A 14,501-nucleotide genomic window follows, 5' to 3' on the forward strand; every position below is an offset into this window, starting at 1 on the left:
AATAAGGCCTGCACCTTAGCGGGTGGCGGCCAGCTCCAGCTGGCGCACTCGTTCGAACAGGCAGACGGTGGCTGCCATCGCCACATTCAGCGACTCGGCATGCCCCGGCATGGGGATACGGATGCGGGCATCGGCCAGCGCCAGCAAGGCCGGCGAAACACCGGCACCTTCATTACCAAACACCAGCGCCACCGCACCGGTCAGATCCTGGCTGTACAGCGAGCTGCTGCCATCCAGATAAGTCACCAGCTTGCGCCCGGCGAAGCCACGCATGGCCGGCTCCAGCTCAACCTGTTCATGAATGCTGAGCACAAAATGCGCCCCCATGCCGGCACGCAGCACCTTGGGGGAATAGACATCGACACAGCCTTTGGACAGCAGCACCTCGCGCACGCCAGAGGCGGCAGCGCAGCGCAGGATGGTACCCAGATTGCCTGGGTCCTGGATATCTTCCAGCAGCACCCGCGCCGCATTGGCCGCCGGGGCCGCCGGTTGTGGCCGGGCACACAGCGCCAGCAACTCGGGCGGCGTGGCCAGGGCACTGGCCTTGGCCATGATGGGCTCGGGCAGGATGGCCACGGCACAGCTCGCCGGCAAGGACGCCAGCAAGGCCGCCACCTCGGCATGAGCCAGTGCCTGGGCATTGACATAGACACGCTGCGGCAGCAGGCCGGCCTCGAGACAGGATTGGGTCAGATGAATGCCTTCCAGCACCATCAGGCCCTGCTTGCGCCGCTCGCGGCTGTTTTGTACCAGCCGCGCCAGCTGTTTGACTTCGTCGTTATGGGGAGAGCTTATGGTTTTACCGGTGTACTGCATGCATCAATGGTGCGGCGTCAGCCTGGCCACCAGTTCCTTGAAGCGGTGATAGCTGGTGTCGTCGATGTCGCGGCCGCTGCGGCCATTGTCGACATAGAACACCCCGGCCAGCCGATGGCCCAGATACAGGCTCATGATGGCGAATTCGCTATCTCCGATATGTTCGAAAAAATCATCCTCGTACTTGCGCACCAGCTGGTTGCGCACACTTTCCGGCGCATGGAAGCTTTGCGCCTTGCTGGTGAGCAAGGCCAGAAAGCTGCCAGGCTCCAGCTCCAGCGGCAGCTTGCGCAGCGCGTGGCCTTCGGCCAGTCCTACCTGATATTTCAGGCGCAGGCTGTGGCTGTCGTGGTCGTAGCGGTAAAACAGTACCCGCTCGAATTTGAGGTCGTTGGACAGATGGCGGATGGATTCGCGTATACCCTGCTCCAGCTGGTCGGGGCTGGTCAGCACGGCCGCCTTTTTCAGCTCCGGCCGCTTGTATTCGCCCTCGATCAACAGAATGCAACGTGCCGGGTAGGTATAGGCTGCCGCACGCGGCTGTCGCGCCACCGTCAGACAGGCTTGCACCACACCCAGATAAACCTGCTGCGGCGTGGCCCCGATCAGCTTGGCGACCAGATCCAGCCCCACATTCCATGATGACCGCCACCAGCCCTGCTCCAGCGAGTTGGCGGTAGCCATGGCCAGCTTCAGCAACTGTTTGCGCTTTGACGGAGCACCGCTACCCAGCAGATTCAACAATCCCGCCGGCAATGGCATGGCCTGGACAAATTGTTCCAGCACCTTGGAATAATCGCTGCCAAAGTGGTCAGCCACTTCCTGCAGCAAAGGCTTGTCTGGCAGCTGGTTGCGGTAGATCAGGTAGAGGCAGGCGGGCAGATTATAAATCAACGCGGCAACAAAGCAGTCTTCCACCTTGTGCTCGCCGGAAATCGACAACCATTCCTTGATGATGAGTGCTGCCACGCGGCTGCGCCCCAGCCAGTCTTCCACCGCATCGACCACTTCGGCATCCAGCTTGTCCGGCACTGCCTGCATGGCACTGAGCTTGCCAAAGCGATGCACCACCGCTTCCAGCCCCATCAGCATCAGCGTCTGCTCGACCGAAGGAATGGATTCATTACGCTGCAAGGCACGCGAGCCACCCACCACCCGCAGCAGGTCGAACAGCAGCAGCGGATCGGACAGGCAGAGATTGGCCAGCTCGGTAAAGCTGATCAGATCATTATGACGCGAGCAGGCATCCCTGACCTCGAGCAAGGTAGCGGGGAGAATCGGCCAGCGCCGTTCGGCGATGGACTGAAACCAGTTAGCGAGATCCATGGGGGTGGCACCAGATCAGCAATTCTTTCTGCAGCGGTCCGCCAAGCGGAATCCGGCTATCAGGTTGGACATCGGGAACCATGAAGGTATTGCTCACCAGCACGCTGGCTGGTGCGCCTTCTGCCAGAAACTTGCGCCAGACCCGGGGCATGGGTGCTGGCGACAAAAAGGCATATACCGCGTCATAGTCCCCCCAGTGTTCTTTCCAGAAGCTATGGCAGGCAAAAGCCAGACCGGCCGGACACCCGGCATGCCACCAGCGCAAGCGCGCCAGCAACCAGCTGCCCCAGGCGTTTTCCAGTGCCAGAATCTGCAGATCGGGCCGTAATGTGGCCAGCTGCATCGCCAGCCGGCCATCGCCACAGCCAGCCTCCAGCAAACGGGCGCCCTGCGGCAGGTATTGCGCCAGCCGGGCCGCCACTTCCGGTGCAGAGCGGTACAAGGGCACGCGCTCGGTCAGCGCATTGCGACCCAGCGCCAGTGTCAGCAGCAGGCCCAGCAGATACACCCAGCCGGGCAAACCCTGTTGCTGCAATAGCACCACCGCGGGCAGAAAAAGGCCGTGTGCCAGCTTTTGCCAGCCGGCCATACGCCAGACATAGGCCAGTACAACCGCACACAAAGCTTGCAACACCGACCAGGCCTGCGGCTGCATGGCCGGCGCGATGAAAAACCAGGCCGCCAGCGCTGCCAGCACTTGCACCGTCAGATGGCGCAGCCAGAACCAGCGCATGCCGGTTTATTCTGCCTTGGCCGGGGCGGCGGCGTTTTCCGCTGGGCCGATCGGGCCAATCGGCTCCTGACTCAGCGGCGGCTTGACACCGTCGTTCAGAATGGCCTGCTCGGCCTCCTGATTCAGCACCACAATGGTAATGCGACGGTTTTCCGGGCTGAATACATTGCTCTTGATCAGCGGGTTGGCTGCGGCCACCCCCACCACGCGCATCACCTTGTCTTCCTGCAAGCCACCGGCCACCAGTTCGCGGCGGGCAGTATTGGCACGATCAGCCGACAGCTCCCAGTTGCTGTAACCAGCCTGGCCATTGCCAAAAGGGGTGGCATCGGTATGCCCGGAGATGCTGATGCGGTTGGGCAACTGGTTGAGCTGTTGCGCCAGTTGCTGCAGCAACTCACGGGTATGCGGCAGCATGCGCGAGCTACCGGAATCGAACATGGGACGGTTCTGCTCGTCAACGATCTGGATTTTCAGGCCTTCTGGCGTCATTTCCAGCTTCATCTGATTCTTGTAATCCTTCAGAACCTGACTTTGCTCCACGCTGGACTGGATTTTTTGCTGCAGCTTGTCCAGCGCCTGCTTTTCCATCACCTTGCGCTCTTGCTCTTTGGTGCTCTTGTTGACCTGGCCAGCCTTCTTGGTCAGGTCGTTACCGCCACCCTTCACCACCGAAGTGGCATCGCCGGCACCATCGCCACCGGACATCGCCACCTTGAGCGGGGTCTTGAAGTATTCGGCAATGCCGTTCAGCGTGCCCTGCGATGCCGAACCCAGCAGCCACATCAGCAGGAAGAAAGCCATCATTGCCGTCACGAAGTCGGCATAGGCAATCTTCCAGGCACCGCCATGATGGCCGTGCCCGCCTTTTTTGATGCGTTTGACAATAATGGGGCGTTGCGATTCGTCAGCCATGATCCAACCCTGTTACGCTTATTTTTTGGCCTGCTTGACGTGGTCTTCCAGTTCCTTGAAGGAAGGACGATCGGTCGAAGTCAGCACCTTACGGCCAAATTCCACGGCAACCTGAGGCGCGTAGCCATTCAGGCTGGCCAGCAAAGTTACCTTGATGGTCTGGAATACACGTGTGCCATCACCCAGCTTGTGTTCCAGAATGGTGGCCAGCGGAGCCACAAAGCCGTAAGCCAGCAAAATACCGAGGAAAGTACCCACCAGCGCGTGGGCAATCAGCATGCCAAGCTCGGATGGCGGTGCGCCTACCGATTCCATGGTGTGCACCACCCCCATCACGGCGGCCACGATACCGAAAGCCGGCAAGCCATCGGCCAGGCCCTTCACGGCACTGATCGGCACTTCACCTTCGTGATGATGGGTTTCGATTTCCACATCCATCAGGTTTTCGATTTCGAAGGCGTTCAGGTTGCCGCCCACCATCAGACGCAGATAGTCACAAATGAACTCGACCACATGGTGATCATGCAGCACCGCCGGATATTTGGAGAAAACCGGGCTGGCTTCCGGATTTTCCACATCGGCTTCCACCGACATCAGACCTTCCTTGCGCACCTTGGACAGGATTTCAAACAGCAAGGTAAACAGTTCCATGTAGAAGGCCTTGTTATACGGCGTCCCCTTGAACACCGTCGGCAAGGCCTTGATGGTGGCTTTCATCGGTGCACCGCCATTGGCCACGACAAAAGCACCGATGGCCGCACCGGCAATCATCAGCACTTCCAGCGGCTGCATCAGCGCCTCCAGATGGCCGCCTGCTGCAACAAAGCCCCCCAGCACGCAGCCGAGAAGAAGAAGGTAGCCGATTCCGACAAACATTAGCTTGGTCCTGTAATTGTGATTATCGCGACTAGATTCACTGTCACTGCCATTCCGTTCCTGGCATCCCCGCACTGGCCGGCATTGGCGTCAAGCACCTGCATTACCCGGCCAGACCGGGCCGGCCGGATGGCAGGCCAACACCCTGACAAGGCAACGACAGCCCGAATAATAGCATGGCATTTACAGCTTGCAGTTGACCTGCGCCCTTCTTTTGTAGCCAGCGCACGCCCAATCTGGCAAGCAAAGCGGTGACAATCAGCAAGAAAAACGGGCCGCCCCATGGGCGACCCGTTTGCATCAAGCGCTAGCCACGCCTACGGCTCAGGCCAGACCGCGTTCTTTCAGCTGCTTTTCAAACTCCACCATGCACTTGGCGGCGGTATCCAGCATCTGGTCGATTTCTTCCTTGCTGATCACCAGCGGCGGTGCGGAGACGATGTGATCGCCGCAGGCACGCATGATCAGGTTGTTCTTGAAGAAAATATCGCGACACAGGGTGCCGATTTCGCCAAAGTTGGGGAACAGTTCGCGCGTGGCCTTGTTCTTCACCAGGGTGAAAGCCTGGATCAGACCCACGCCACGGACATCGTCCACATGCTCGAACTGGCCAAACACCTCGCGCCAGCGTTTTTGCATGTACGGGCCAGTGTCGTTCTTCACGCGGTCAACAATGCCTTCGTCACGCAGTGCCTTGACGTTGGCGTGTGCCACGGCAGCGGCTACCGGGTGGCCGGAGTAGGTAAAGCCGTGATTGAAGTCACCGCCCTCGGCCAGGGTAGTGGCGACCTTGTCATTGACGAATACCGCGCCAATCGGCTGGTAACCGGACGACAGGCCCTTGGCGGTGGTGAAGATGTCCGGCTTGAAGCCGAATACCTGCTGACCAAACCATTCACCAGTGCGACCAAAGCCACAGATGACTTCGTCGGCCACCAGCAGGATGTCGTATTTCTGGCAAATGCGCTGGATTTCCGGCCAGTAGGTGGACGGCGGTACGATCACGCCACCCGCGCCCTGGATCGGCTCACCGACAAAAGCGGCTACCTTGTCGGCACCCACTTCCAGAATCTTGTCTTCCACCCACTTGGCGGCAGCCAGGCCAAACTCTTCCGGTGTCATGTCCTTGCCGTGCTTGTACCACCACGGCTGCTCGACATGGACGATGCCCGGAATCGGCAGGTCGCCCTGCTCGTGCATGTAAGTCATGCCGCCCAGGCTGGCACCACCGATAGTGGAACCGTGATAGCCGTTCCAGCGGCCGATCAGGGTTTTCTTGTCTTTCTTGCCTTTTACATCCCAATAGCGGCGCACCATGCGAATCATGGTGTCAACGGACTCGGAGCCGGAGTTGGTGTAGAAAACGTGCTTGAAGCCTTCGGGGGCCACTTCAGCCAGCAGGTGGGACAATTCCACCACGGCCGGATGCGTGGTCTTGAAGAAGGTGTTGTAGTAGGCCAGCTGTTCCATCTGGCGCTTTGCCACTTCCGGCAGATCCTTGCGGCCATAACCGATATTCACACACCACAGGCCGGCCATCCCGTCGAGAATCTTGTTCCCTTCGGAGTCGTACAGATAAATGCCATCGGCCTTGGTGATGACGCGCGCACCCTGCTCGTTCAGCGAGTTGGTGTCCGTAAACGGGTGCAGATGGTGTGCTGCATCCAGTTCGCGCCATTCGGTCGTAGTACGTTGGTTCTGCATAAAAGCTTCCTCTCTACTATCTCTCCAGCCCCTGCGGGGCTTATTGTTGGGCTGGCCGGAATCGGCCAGCCTCAGGCTGCAACATGGATGTTTAAAACAAGGCCCTGACGGGCCTTGCGATCAAGATGCCTGCTGCGACTGCCACTATCCGGACGCCCGGCATGCCGGGCATCCGCCACCGACCCCTGCGGATCGGCAGCACTCACCTGAAACGTTTTTTTATACGTGCAGCAGCAGGAACTTGCGTTCCCACGGGCTGATGACGCGGAAGTATTCGGAGAATTCCTTCTCCTTCATACCCAGATACATCTTCACGAAATGCGGGCCCATGACTTCCGGAATATCCGGGCAGGCGGCCAGACGCTTGAGCGACTCTTCCGCACCATGCGGGAACTGGAAGGGCAGCTCGTAGGCATCGGTCGACATCGGTTCGCGCGGCTTGATCTTGTTGACGATGCCCAGGTAGCCGCAGGCCAGGGTAGCGGCCATGGCGATATAGGGGTTCACGTCCACGCCAGGTACGCGGTTTTCCACGCGACGGGCGGCCGGGGAAGAATGCGGCACGCGCAGGCCGACGGTACGGTTGTCGTAGCCCCACTCCACATTGGTCGGCGCAGCAGTATACGGGCTGAGGCGACGGAAGGAGTTCACATACGGGGCAAAGAACGGCATCACTTCCGGGATGTAGTGCTGCATGCCACCGATGAAGTGGAAGAAGATGTCGGACGGGCTGCCATCTTCATTGGTGAACACATTCTTGCCGGTGTTCTTGTCGATCAGGCTCTGGTGCATGTGCATGGCCGAGCCCGGCTCGTTTTCCATCGGCTTGGCCATGAAGGTGGCGTACATATTGTGACGGAAGGCTGCCTCGCGCACGGTACGCTTGAACAGGAATACCTGGTCGGCCAGATCCAGCGGGTTGCCATGCAGAAAGTTGATTTCCATCTGGGCGGTGCCGATTTCATGAATCAGCGTGTCCACTTCCAGATTCTGCGCATGGCAGTAGTCGTAGATGTCCTCGAACAGCGGGTCGAATTCGTTCACCGCATCGATGGAGTAGGAACGACGACCAAACTCGGCACGACCGGTACGGCCGATCGGTGCGGTCAGCGGAATGTCCGGATCCGGGTTCGGCGACATCAGGTAGAACTCCATTTCCGGAGCCAGTACCGGTTCGAAGCCCAGTTCGTCAAACAGGCCCAATACGCGCTTGAGCACGCTGCGCGGTGCCACGTCCACCAGCGAGCCATCGGCGCGGTAGCAGTCGTAGATCAGCTGGGCGGTGGGGTCGGCTGCCCAGGGCACAAAACGCAGCGAGTTCGGATCGGGCGTCAGCACCATGTCCGGGTCAGTCAGGTCCAGCATGCTGTCATCCGGGTAATCGCCGGTGACAGTCTGGATCAGTACCGCTTCCGGAAGACGCATTTCCGGGTCGGAGACGAATTTGTCCTTGGGGACGATCTTGCCGCGTGCCACGCCGGTCATGTCCGGTACGATGCACTCGACTTCCGTGATGCGATGTTCTCGCAGCCAATCATTGATTTGGTTCATGTTTTCCTCTACTTCCATTGTGGCCGGTGTACCGGCTCTGGATGACGTGCGATTCAGCCCTGACGGCTGGCACGACGCGCGCGGCAAGCGTCACCGAACGCATTGAAAATGGCCATGGACACCGGGTTTTCCCAGTATTTCCATTCAGGATGCCACTGCGCGCCGTAGGCAAAGCCCTTGGCATCCCTGACCCGGTATGCTTCCACCAGCCCGTCATCCGCCACGCCTTCCGCCACCAGGCGGTCGGCCAGACGTTTGATCCCTTGCTGGTGCAGCGAGTTCACCCTGACTTCATCCTGCCCCAGCCAGCTCTTGAGCAGGCTGTCCGGTTGCAGGTGCAGGGCATGTGCCAGACCATACATCTCATCCAGATTCTGAGTATCCGGCTCGCGATGATCGCCAAAGCCTTGTTCTTCCTGTACGTGCTGGAAGAGTTCACCGCCCAGTGCAACATTGATTTCCTGGAAACCGCGGCAAATACCCAGAAGCGGGATGCCTTCTTGCAGAAGAAGGTCGATGAGCGGCAGCGTGGTTGCATCACGCGCCGGATCATGAAGTGTTCCCTGGCGGCTGGCTTGGCCGCCATAACGATGAGGCTCGATATTGGATAGTGAGCCGGGCAGCAGCACACCATCCACAAACTTGAGATATTCACGCAGCGGTGCCGCGCTGCCCAATGAAGGAATCAGCACCGGAATACCACCCACGCCACCTGCGGCAGCTGCAATGTATTTCTCGCCAACCGCATGAAATGGCAGACCGCCCACCATTTTCACATCACACGGAATGCCGATAATCGGTTGCTGCATAAGGACCTCGTTGACTCGATTGGAGAAACCGCACACGCGGTTTCCGACAGGTTGCCAGCGACTGCACACCACTGCCTGGCTGCAGCCTGGTACCGCACCTGTCCAGTGTGACTCAAGTCCGGCCGTGCCGGCCACAAGAAACTGAACAGAAGAAAGTACCCGTCATGCCGTCCAGCAAACCATGACGGACAGCATGAACGCTATCATCGCACAAACCAAGGTTTGATCAAATATACTGTTGCAGATGTTTAAAAAAATCCACAACACCCTTGATTCCTGAGGCTGATTCTGGCTATAAACTCCAAAACATGCAAAGAAATTTGATTTTGCAGCGCAACAACAGATGCAGGATACGATCAAAAACCATATGATGGAACGTCTAAAATTATTAACATAGATGGAAGCAGCCAGATGGATGTAGGCGCACGATTGAGAGTGGTCAGAGACCGGTTTGGTCTGTCACAACGCGAACTTGCCAAGCGGGCAGGCGTCACCAACGGCACGATCTCCCTGATCGAGCAGAATCGCGTCAGCCCGTCGATCAGCTCCTTGAAGAAGGTACTGGAAGGCCTGCCGATGACCTTGGCGGAATTTTTCACTTTTGATGTAGAGCCGCAACAGCCGCGCGTGTTCTACCAGGCAAAAGAACTTCCCAATCTGGGCAATGATCAAATCAGGCTGCTGCTGGTCGGCACCGCCCACGAACGGCGTGATATCGCCATTCTGAAAGAGCATTACGAACCGGGTGCCGACACCGGCCCCGATATGCTGATGCATGAGGGCCAGGAAGGTGGCGTCATCATTGCCGGTTCGATTGAAATCACGGTCAACAACGAAACCCGTATTCTGGGTCCGGGCGACTCTTACTATTTCGACAGCAAACTGCCGCATCGCTTTCGCAACATCGGCAATGAAATCTGCGAAATGGTCAGCGCCAGCTCGCCGCCCACATTCTGATTGACGGTCGCCAGCAACGAGCAACCGGAATCACCTTACATAAATATCAGGAGAAGACCCATGGCGCGTACCCATGCAGAGTGGAAACAGCTTGCTGCACAACTGAATATCGAAGGCCGTGCCTTCATCAACGGTGCCTACACCAGCGCCGCCGATGGCAAGACCTTCGATTGCGTCAATCCGGCCAACGGTCAGAAACTGGCCGACATCGCCAGCTGCGGCGAGGCCGAAGTGAACGCTGCCGTGACCGCTGCTCGCGCCGCCTTTGATTCCGGCAAGTGGTCGGAGCTGGCCCCGCTGGCTCGCGGCAAGGTCCTGAAGCGCTTTGCCGCGCTGATTCGCGAACACGGCGACGAGCTGGCACTGCTGGAAACACTGGACATGGGCAAGCCGATTGGCGACTCCACCACCGTGGACGTGCCGGGTGCTGCTTACTGTGTGGAATGGTTTGCCGAAGCCATCGACAAGATCGGTGGCGAAGTGGCGCCGGTCGACCCCAAGCTGGTGGGCCTGGTGACCCGCGAAGCCATTGGCGTGGTGGCAGCCGTGGTGCCGTGGAACTTCCCCATCCTGATGGCAAGCTGGAAATTCGGCCCCGCCCTGGCTGCCGGCAATGCCGTCATCGTCAAGCCCTCGGAAAAATCCCCGCTCACCGCCATTCGCCTGGCGCAGCTGGCCAAGGATGCCGGCATCCCTGACGGTATCTTCCAGGTACTGCCCGGCGCGGGTGACGTCGGCAAGGCACTGGCCTTGCACATGGACGTGGACTGCCTGGCGTTTACCGGCTCCACCGGCGTGGGCAAGCTGATTGCCGGCTATGCCGCCCAATCCAACCTCAAGCGCGTCTGGCTGGAGCTGGGTGGCAAGTCGCCCAATATCGTGCTGGAAGACTGCCCGGACATTGCCAAGGCCGCCCGCACCGCAGCAGGCGCCATTTTCTTCAATATGGGAGAAATGTGCACCGCCGGCTCGCGCGTGCTGGTACAGCGCAGCGTGAAAGAAGCCTTCCTGGCCGAGTTCAAGAAGGCTGCCCAGGGCTGGTTCCCGGGCGATCCGCTGGACCCGGCCACCAGCATGGGTGCCATTGTCGACAAGATCCAGTACGACAAGGTGCTGTCCTATGTCGACAAGGGCCTGAGCGAAGGCGCCGGCCTGATTTGCGGCGGCAAGGCTGCCCACACCGACAAGGGCCTGTTCATCGAACCGACCGCCTTTGATTGCCAGCGCCCGGACATGACTACCTGCCGCGAGGAAATCTTCGGGCCGGTGCTGTCGGTCATCACCTTCGACACCCTGGACGAAGCCGTCAGCATCGCCAACGATACCGAATACGGCCTGGCCGCTGCGGTATGGACCTCCAACGTCAGCACTGCCCATCAGGTATCGCGCCGTCTGCGCGCCGGCACCGTGTGGGTCAACTGCTACGACGAAGGCGGCGACATGAACTTCCCCTTCGGCGGCTTCAAGCAGTCTGGCAATGGCCGCGACAAATCGCTGCACGCGCTGGAAAAATACAGCGAGCTGAAGAGCACGCTGATCAAGCTGTAAGACAGCTCAGCTGCATGCAAAAGGCGCTCCACGGAGCGCCTTTTTCTTTCAATACCGATGATGGAGACATCAGCCCTGGCGGGTGATCTCCAGCGCCAGCGCCTCGGCCACGCGAATGCCATCCACGCCAGCCGACAGGATGCCGCCAGCGTAACCGGCACCTTCGCCGGCCGGATACAGGCCCTTCACGTTCAGGCTTTGCAAGTCTTCGCCACGGGTAATGCGCAGCGGCGAGCTGGTACGGGTTTCCACCCCGGTCAGCACGGCGTCGTGCATGTCGTAGCCACGGATCTTCTTGCCGAACTCCGGCAGCGCCTCGCGCATGGCGCTGATGGCAAAGTCCGGCAACGCCGTGGCCAGATCAGTCCAGTGCACACCGGGCTGATAGGACGGCTCCACCGAACCCACCGCCGTGGAGGCACGCCCCGCCAGGAAGTCGCCCACCAGTTGCGCCGGCGCCTCGTAGGTGCTGCCACCCAACACATAGGCGTGGCTTTCCAGCGCACGCTGGAAGGCAATACCGGCCAGTGCGCCACCCGGGTAGTCTTCCGGATTGATGCTCACCACCAGGCCGGAGTTGGCATTGCGCTCGGCACGCGAGTATTGGCTCATGCCATTGGTGACCACACGGCCCTCTTCCGAGGTGGCCGCCACCACCTGCCCGCCCGGGCACATGCAGAAGCTGTACACCGCACGGCCATTGCTGGCGTGGTGCACCAGCTTGTAATCCGCCGCCCCCAGAATCGGGTGACCCGCGTATTTGCCCCAGCGCACCTTGTCGATCATGGTTTGCGGGTGTTCGATACGGAAGCCCACCGAGAACGGCTTGGCTTCCATGAACACGCCACGCTGGTGCAGCATTTCGAAGGTGTCACGCGCACTATGGCCCAGGGCCAGAATCACCTGATCGGCCTCGATCTGGCTGCCATCGGCCAGCGTCAGGCCACGGATATGACCATTGTCGATGTGCAGATCAGTCACGCGTTGCTGGAAGCGGATTTCCCCGCCCAGCGACTCGATTTCCGCCCGCATTTTTTCCACCATGCTGACCAGGCGGAAGGTGCCGATATGCGGCTTGGCAATGAACAGGATTTCTTCCGGGGCACCAGCCTTGACGAACTCGGTCAGTACCTTGCGGCCCAGATGACGCGGGTCCTTGATCTGGCTGTACAGTTTGCCATCCGAGAAAGTACCGGCACCACCTTCACCAAACTGCACATTGGATTCCGGGTTCAGCACATTCTTGCGCCACAGGCCCCAGGTATCCTTGGTGCGCTCGCGCACTTTCTTGCCGCGCTCCAGCACGATGGGCTTGAAGCCCATCTGCGCCAACACCAGCGCTGCCAGCAGGCCACAGGGGCCAAAGCCCACCACGACCGGGCGCTTGGCCAGCGTGACCGGGGCCTGGGTGACAAAGTGGTAGCTGGTATCCGGCGTGGCCAACACATGGATATCGTCCTTGAAGCGGGCCAGCAATCTGGCTTCGCCTTCCACTTCCATGTCGATGATGTAGGCCAGGCTCATTACGCCACGGCGGGCATCATAGCTGCGTTTGAAAACGGTGTAGCTTTTGAGGTCAGCCGGCTTGATGCCCAGAAAGGCCACGATGGCAGCGGCCAGATCTTGCTCGCTGTGGTCCAGCGGCAGTTTGAGTTCGGTAATGCGTAACATGCTGATTCCAATGCACAGGTTGCTGTCTATTCAACAAGGGCCGTATTGTAGGAGGGACGCCCGGCAAAAGCAAAACCGGCCCAGTGGGCCGGTCGTCGTCGCCATGCCGGACAGGCTTAGTCGCGGAAGTTGTTGAACTGCAGCGGCATGCCGTTTTCCTTGTCATCGGCAATTTCCTTGCGCATCAGCGCGATGCATTCCTGCAGGAGATCGCGCTTGGCACCGGACACGCGCACCGATTCGCCCTGGATGCTGGCCTGCACCTTGAGCTTGGAATCCTTGATGATGCGGACAATTTTCTTGGCCATTTCGGTTTCCAGGCCTTCTTTTACCGTCAGCACTTTTTTCACCTTGTTGCCGCTGACTTTTTCCAGCTTGCCGTATTCCATGCAGCGCACATCCACACCGCGCTTGGACAGCTTGTTCACCAGAATGTCGTTAACCTGGTCCAGCTGGAATTCGGCGTCGGCGTACAGGGTGACTTCCTTGTCGGTCTGCTCGATACGGGAGTCGCTACCCTTGAAATCGTAGCGGGTGGACACTTCCTTGTTGGCCTGCTCGATGGCATTGCGCACTTCTACTTTATTGACTTCGGAAACAATATCAAAAGACGGCATGGCTTGATCCTGTAAGGCTGGTATATCTGAATGGCGCAATTTTAGTGGCTGCGCGCGCCCTTGTCACTCGTCAGCCCGGCTGCTGCCCTCGCCCAGCCGGGCGCGCATGGCTTCCACTTCCTGCAGACGGTCGCTGATGGCCCCCCATTGCCGGGTGTTGAGGGCGGCGATGACGGCATCCACCAGCAACATCAAGGGCGTATTGGTATCCCAGCCGGAAGGGCCAGCGGTGTGGGCCGCCAGGGTAAAGCGCGCCACCCGCGATACCGGCGACAGCCACTGGTCGGTAAACAGCAGAACACTGACCTTGCGCTGCGCGGCCATCTCGGCAATGTGCAAGGCGCCATCCCAATAACGGCGGATGTCGAAGATCACCAGCACATCATGCTTGCCCATGTCCACCAGCGAGTCCGCCCAGCTGGATGGCACGCCTCGCAGATGCACCACATCGGCCCGCACCACTTTCAGGTGGTGACACAGATAGGCCGCCAACGGGTCGGTCAGCCGGCCGCCCAGGAGCCAGATGCGGTTCTTGCGCTCGCCCAGCAGGTCCACCACGCCGTCGAATTCCACCCGCGGCAGATGCGCCACCGTTTCCTGCATCAGCTGGGTAATGCGCGCCGCATAGCTGACCAGAAAATCGCTATCGCCCTGCAACTGTGCGGGGTCGTGGCGCACCAGTGGCGACTGCAGGCGGATTTCCAGTTCGTCACGCAAGGAGGTCTGAAAGGCCGTGTAGCTGTCGAAGCCCAGCTTGCTGATCAGGCGCAGTACCGTCGGGCCACTGACATCGGCCCTGAGCGCCAGCTGGGCGATGGTTTCCAGCCCGGCCACCGGGTAATTCGCCAGCAGCACCCGCCCTACCTTGCGCTCGGTCGGGGTCAGGGTTTCAAACAGCACGCGCAGTTCTTCCGCGATGGACCGGCTATTACTCACAGGCTTCTCCACAATCAGGCACCGGCTGACAAGTACCTG

13 protein-coding genes are annotated in these 14,501 nt (G+C 59.7%); 2 read left to right on the forward strand and 11 right to left on the reverse strand.

Annotation, left to right across the window (positions count from 1 at the left end):
- Positions 1-15 precede the first annotated feature (15 nt).
- The 8 genes from EAY64_RS04625 to EAY64_RS04660 all read right to left on the reverse strand — a co-directional run bounded on the left by EAY64_RS04625 (position 16) and on the right by EAY64_RS04660 (position 8,733).
- Positions 16-819 carry a TrmH family RNA methyltransferase gene (locus tag EAY64_RS04625; protein WP_103523620.1) on the reverse strand — a complete coding sequence of 268 codons (804 nt, stop codon included), beginning with the start codon at positions 817-819 and terminating at the stop codon, positions 16-18.
- Between the two features lie 3 nt (positions 820-822).
- Positions 823-2,145: an HDOD domain-containing protein gene (locus EAY64_RS04630; RefSeq protein WP_103523621.1), complete on the reverse strand. Its 1,323-nt coding sequence runs from the start codon at positions 2,143-2,145 to the stop codon at positions 823-825.
- Complete coding sequence (locus EAY64_RS04635) at positions 2,132-2,878, reverse strand: class I SAM-dependent methyltransferase (RefSeq protein WP_103523622.1); 747 nt, start codon at positions 2,876-2,878, stop codon at positions 2,132-2,134. Before EAY64_RS04635 ends, EAY64_RS04630 begins: the two co-directional genes overlap by 14 nt.
- Positions 2,879-2,884: 6 nt before the next feature.
- Entirely contained in the window at positions 2,885-3,793 is a 909-nt protein-coding gene (motB, locus tag EAY64_RS04640; RefSeq protein ID WP_103523623.1) for a flagellar motor protein MotB, read from the reverse strand.
- Positions 3,794-3,811: 18 nt separating this feature from the next.
- On the reverse strand, positions 3,812-4,669 hold the full coding sequence (gene motA / locus EAY64_RS04645; RefSeq protein WP_103523624.1) for a flagellar motor stator protein MotA: 858 nt from the start codon (positions 4,667-4,669) through the stop codon (positions 3,812-3,814).
- A 324-nt stretch (positions 4,670-4,993) separates the two neighbouring features.
- Entirely contained in the window at positions 4,994-6,373 is a 1,380-nt protein-coding gene (locus EAY64_RS04650; RefSeq protein WP_103523625.1) for an aspartate aminotransferase family protein, read from the reverse strand.
- A gap of 219 nt (positions 6,374-6,592) precedes the next feature.
- A complete protein-coding gene (locus EAY64_RS04655) occupies positions 6,593-7,924 on the reverse strand; it encodes a glutamine synthetase family protein (RefSeq protein ID WP_103523626.1) in 1,332 nt (443 codons plus the stop codon).
- A 53-nt stretch (positions 7,925-7,977) separates the two neighbouring features.
- Positions 7,978-8,733, reverse strand: a complete 756-nt coding sequence (locus EAY64_RS04660; protein ID WP_103523627.1) for a gamma-glutamyl-gamma-aminobutyrate hydrolase family protein — start codon at positions 8,731-8,733, stop codon at positions 7,978-7,980.
- A 411-nt stretch (positions 8,734-9,144) separates the two neighbouring features.
- Between EAY64_RS04660 and EAY64_RS04665 the strand changes: the two genes are divergently transcribed.
- Together EAY64_RS04665 and EAY64_RS04670 are read left to right on the forward strand one after the other, a co-directional pair.
- The gene (locus EAY64_RS04665; protein WP_103523628.1) at positions 9,145-9,690 is read left to right on the forward strand and encodes a cupin domain-containing protein; all 546 of its coding nucleotides are present in this window, start codon (positions 9,145-9,147) and stop codon (positions 9,688-9,690) included.
- Positions 9,691-9,750: 60 nt separating this feature from the next.
- Positions 9,751-11,238, forward strand: a complete 1,488-nt coding sequence (locus EAY64_RS04670) for an aldehyde dehydrogenase (RefSeq protein WP_103523629.1) — start codon at positions 9,751-9,753, stop codon at positions 11,236-11,238.
- 69 nt (positions 11,239-11,307) lie between these two features.
- Here EAY64_RS04670 and EAY64_RS04675 read toward each other — a convergent pair whose 3' ends face one another.
- The 3 genes from EAY64_RS04675 to EAY64_RS04685 all read right to left on the reverse strand — a co-directional run bounded on the left by EAY64_RS04675 (position 11,308) and on the right by EAY64_RS04685 (position 14,462).
- Entirely contained in the window at positions 11,308-12,909 is a 1,602-nt protein-coding gene (locus EAY64_RS04675; RefSeq protein ID WP_103523630.1) for an NAD(P)/FAD-dependent oxidoreductase, read from the reverse strand.
- A gap of 116 nt (positions 12,910-13,025) precedes the next feature.
- Complete coding sequence (locus EAY64_RS04680; RefSeq protein ID WP_103523631.1) at positions 13,026-13,526, reverse strand: YajQ family cyclic di-GMP-binding protein; 501 nt, start codon at positions 13,524-13,526, stop codon at positions 13,026-13,028.
- Between the two features lie 63 nt (positions 13,527-13,589).
- Complete coding sequence (locus EAY64_RS04685; RefSeq protein ID WP_147456176.1) at positions 13,590-14,462, reverse strand: MurR/RpiR family transcriptional regulator; 873 nt, start codon at positions 14,460-14,462, stop codon at positions 13,590-13,592.
- Positions 14,463-14,501: the final 39 nt, after the last annotated feature.

Origin of the sequence: Aquitalea palustris (genome assembly GCF_003693445.1) — a bacterium.
GTDB classification, from domain to species: Bacteria; Pseudomonadota; Gammaproteobacteria; order Burkholderiales; family Chromobacteriaceae; genus Aquitalea; species Aquitalea palustris.

Excerpts from the sequence above, each read along its gene's own strand:
- EAY64_RS04625 (WP_103523620.1), bottom strand. The coding sequence starts at position 819 with ATGCAGTACACCGGTAAAACCATAAGCTCTCCCCATAACGACGAAGTC.
- EAY64_RS04630 (WP_103523621.1), bottom strand. The coding sequence starts at position 2,145 with ATGGATCTCGCTAACTGGTTTCAGTCCATCGCCGAACGGCGCTGGCCG.
- EAY64_RS04635 (WP_103523622.1), bottom strand. The coding sequence starts at position 2,878 with ATGCGCTGGTTCTGGCTGCGCCATCTGACGGTGCAAGTGCTGGCAGCG.
- motB (WP_103523623.1), bottom strand. The coding sequence starts at position 3,793 with ATGGCTGACGAATCGCAACGCCCCATTATTGTCAAACGCATCAAAAAA.
- motA (WP_103523624.1), bottom strand. The coding sequence starts at position 4,669 with ATGTTTGTCGGAATCGGCTACCTTCTTCTTCTCGGCTGCGTGCTGGGG.
- EAY64_RS04650 (WP_103523625.1), bottom strand. The coding sequence starts at position 6,373 with ATGCAGAACCAACGTACTACGACCGAATGGCGCGAACTGGATGCAGCA.
- EAY64_RS04655 (WP_103523626.1), bottom strand. The coding sequence starts at position 7,924 with ATGAACCAAATCAATGATTGGCTGCGAGAACATCGCATCACGGAAGTC.
- EAY64_RS04660 (WP_103523627.1), bottom strand. The coding sequence starts at position 8,733 with ATGCAGCAACCGATTATCGGCATTCCGTGTGATGTGAAAATGGTGGGC.
- EAY64_RS04665 (WP_103523628.1), top strand. The coding sequence starts at position 9,145 with ATGGATGTAGGCGCACGATTGAGAGTGGTCAGAGACCGGTTTGGTCTG.
- EAY64_RS04670 (WP_103523629.1), top strand. The coding sequence starts at position 9,751 with ATGGCGCGTACCCATGCAGAGTGGAAACAGCTTGCTGCACAACTGAAT.
- EAY64_RS04675 (WP_103523630.1), bottom strand. The coding sequence starts at position 12,909 with ATGTTACGCATTACCGAACTCAAACTGCCGCTGGACCACAGCGAGCAA.
- EAY64_RS04680 (WP_103523631.1), bottom strand. The coding sequence starts at position 13,526 with ATGCCGTCTTTTGATATTGTTTCCGAAGTCAATAAAGTAGAAGTGCGC.